This window comes from Tetragenococcus solitarius NBRC 100494 (genome assembly GCF_001544195.1).
Taxonomy (GTDB): Bacteria; Bacillota; Bacilli; order Lactobacillales; family Enterococcaceae; genus Tetragenococcus; species Tetragenococcus solitarius.
The window spans coordinates 1-2,971 of sequence record NZ_BCPY01000075.1 but is presented as its reverse complement, the minus strand read 5'-3'; the positions used below and the strand labels follow the sequence as shown (position 1 = coordinate 2,971).

Below are 2,971 nucleotides of genomic sequence, written 5' to 3'. Positions count from 1 at the left end.
GGTAATACAATAAATGGAAGCAAAAAAGGAGAATAAAATTTAATGAGCGGTATTCTAATAATTGAAGACGAGAAAAATTTAGCTCGATTTGTAGAATTAGAATTGAAACATGAAGGTTATGATACCGAAGTTCATTATAATGGAAGAACAGGTTTAGATGCAGCATTAAATAATGATTGGGATGCAATTTTATTAGATTTGATGCTACCAGAATTAAATGGGCTAGAAATTTGCCGTAGGGTACGACAAATTAAGAATACACCAATTATTATGATGACTGCTCGTGATTCAGTCATTGACCGCGTTTCTGGGTTAGATCACGGTGCTGATGATTATATTGTTAAGCCCTTTGCCATTGAAGAACTCTTGGCGCGTTTGCGTGCTTTATTGCGTCGAATTGATATCGAAGGAGACAAAAATACAGGAAAGCAGACAACCCTTAATTATCGCGATTTAGTGATAGAAAAAGAAAATCGTGTTGTAAGACGTGGTTCTGAAACTATCGAGTTGACCAAGCGAGAGTATGAACTTTTATTAACTTTGATGGAAAATATAAATGTTGTTTTAGCAAGAGATGTCTTATTAAAAAAAGTTTGGGGTTATCAAACAGAAATAGAAACGAATGTTGTTGATGTCTATATTCGTTATTTGCGTAATAAAATAGATCTTCCGGACGAAGAAAGTTATATACAAACAGTACGTGGTACAGGTTATGTGATGCGCTCGTGAAAAGAAAAAATACAGAAGTAAAAGAACTTAGAAAACCCTCTTTAACATTAAAATGGGCTTTTGCAAGTTCTTTCTTTATATTTATTGTTATAACAGCTTTTGCTATCATTACATATAAAACAGCTGTTAATCTTATGATGGAAAGAGAACAAGAAGATGCAGAACAATCAACTTACGAAGCTGTTTCGCATTTAGCTGATGCGAATAAGCAGTTAGACAAGGAAACCTCTTATAAAAATTTGATCGAACTTCCTAACATCAATGAGGAAGTAGTAAATGAACACAGTCAGGGAGATACTAGCTTTGTTTCTGAATTGGGGCAGACTCATTTAAGTTTATATGTCTATGACTTACAAGAGAATTTGGTTTTTAGAACGGGAGAAAAAGAACTGGCTTTACGGTCAGAAAAACCAAAAGAGCCTATAATTACAACTAACGAAAATTCACCTGGCTATCTCATGATTCATCCAGTATTTTCAAAAGAAACGCGAGAAAAAATTGGCTATGTCCAAGGCTTTTATGATTTATCCTCTTTTTATGAAATACGAAATCGTTTACTTATAACTTTGATAATCTTAGAAGTTTTATCTTTACTTATAAGTGGTATATTAGGATATTTATTATCTTCGCATTTTTTGAAACCTTTAAAAACATTGCGCAATACAATGGAGAGTATTCAAAAAGACCCGCAAACATCTATTCATACGCCTGAACCAAAAAGCAAAGATGAACTTGCTGATTTATCTGATATTTTTAATAGTATGTTGGATCGTATGCGTTCTTATACTGAACAGCAAGAACAATTTGTTGAAGATGTTTCACATGAATTACGTACACCAGTTGCGGTAATTGAAGGACATTTAAATATGTTGCAGCGTTGGGGGAAAGAAGATCCAGAAATTCTAGAAGAATCAATTGAAGCAAGTTTACAAGAAATTAGTCGAATGAAAACTTTAGTTCAAGAAATGTTGGACCTTTCGAGAGCTGAACAAGTTGATATATATTATAAAAATGAAACGACGCGAGCTAGAGAGGTTGTCTATCAGGTATTTAATAATTTTAAAATGTTATATCCTGAATTTACGTTTACTATTGATGATGCTTTAAGACAAGAAGAAACTGTTCAAATTTATCGCGATCATTTGGAGCAGATTTTAATTATTATCTTAGATAATGCAATTAAGTATTCCACTCAACGTAAGGAGATTCATTTATCAATTGCTAGTAACCAGCAAGAGCTAGAATTAGCAGTTCAAGATTTTGGTGAAGGAATTTCCCAAGAAAATCTAGACAAAGTTTTTCGCCGCTTCTATCGAGTAGATAAAGCTAGAGCGCGTGATAAAGGTGGTAATGGCTTGGGATTATCCATTGTCCAAAAATTACTAGACAGTTACAAAGGGACAATTGTTGCAGAGAGTAGTTTGGGGCAAGGAACAATTTTTAGAATAAGTATCCCTTTAGTCCAAAAGGAAGAAATTGATAAATAAAAGGAACGAATTATTCATGCTATTTATCGGAAAAAAGGTAGAAAACAATAACAATTTAACGAACTTTAGAAACGGACATTTAGTAAAAGTTCGTTTCTAAAGTTTTTGTTTATTTCGTTCATTTTTACTATTGATTTTTATTTTAAGAATTGCTATATTAATAGATGTGCTTGAATGATTAAGCAATTTTTTTGTGAATAAGTTTGAAAAAAAGTTATTGACGTATTTAAAAACAAGTGATATTATAACAAGGTCGTTACATCGATTAGCTATACAAATTAAGTGTTAGCTATCTAGTTGTTACAATATTTTATCTCAATAATTAAAAAAAGTTATTGACAAAAACTTACCGAATTGGTAAGATATAAAAGTTGCTACGGCAGCTGAAAGTTATGCAGTAGACCTTTGAAAACTGAACAAAGCAAGCAAACGAACCAATGTGTAGGGCGCTTCTTCAAGGAAGCAAGATACAAGCAACAACGCGAACAACACGCGAGCAAAAAGTTGAAGAGCTAAGAGAGATCAACGGTGTTGATCGATCAAATTCAAGATGAGAGTTTGATCCTGGCTCAGGACGAACGCTGGCGGCGTGCCTAATACATGCAAGTCGAACGCTGCCGCTTGTCCACTTCGGTGGATGAGCGTGCGGAGTGGCGGACGGGTGAGTAACACGTGGGGAACCTATCCATCAGCGGGGGATAACACTTGGAAACAGGTGCTAATACCGCATAGGGCTTTTTTTCACCTGAAAAGAA

Annotated in this window: 2 protein-coding genes and 1 rRNA gene; all 3 read left to right on the top strand. The window is 34.2% G+C overall.

Annotated features, from left to right (window positions below; all coding sequences use genetic code 11):
• Positions 1 to 42: 42 nt before the first annotated feature.
• Positions 43 to 729, top strand: a complete 687-nt coding sequence (locus TS1_RS12105; protein ID WP_068710724.1) for a response regulator transcription factor — start codon at positions 43 to 45, stop codon at positions 727 to 729.
• Positions 726 to 2,216: a HAMP domain-containing sensor histidine kinase gene (locus TS1_RS12100; RefSeq protein WP_068710723.1), complete on the top strand. Its 1,491-nt coding sequence runs from the start codon at positions 726 to 728 to the stop codon at positions 2,214 to 2,216. The genes TS1_RS12105 and TS1_RS12100 overlap by 4 nt, the downstream gene beginning before the upstream one ends.
• A gap of 546 nt (positions 2,217 to 2,762) precedes the next feature.
• Positions 2,763 to 2,971 (top strand): 16S ribosomal RNA (locus TS1_RS12095); the annotation flags it as partial.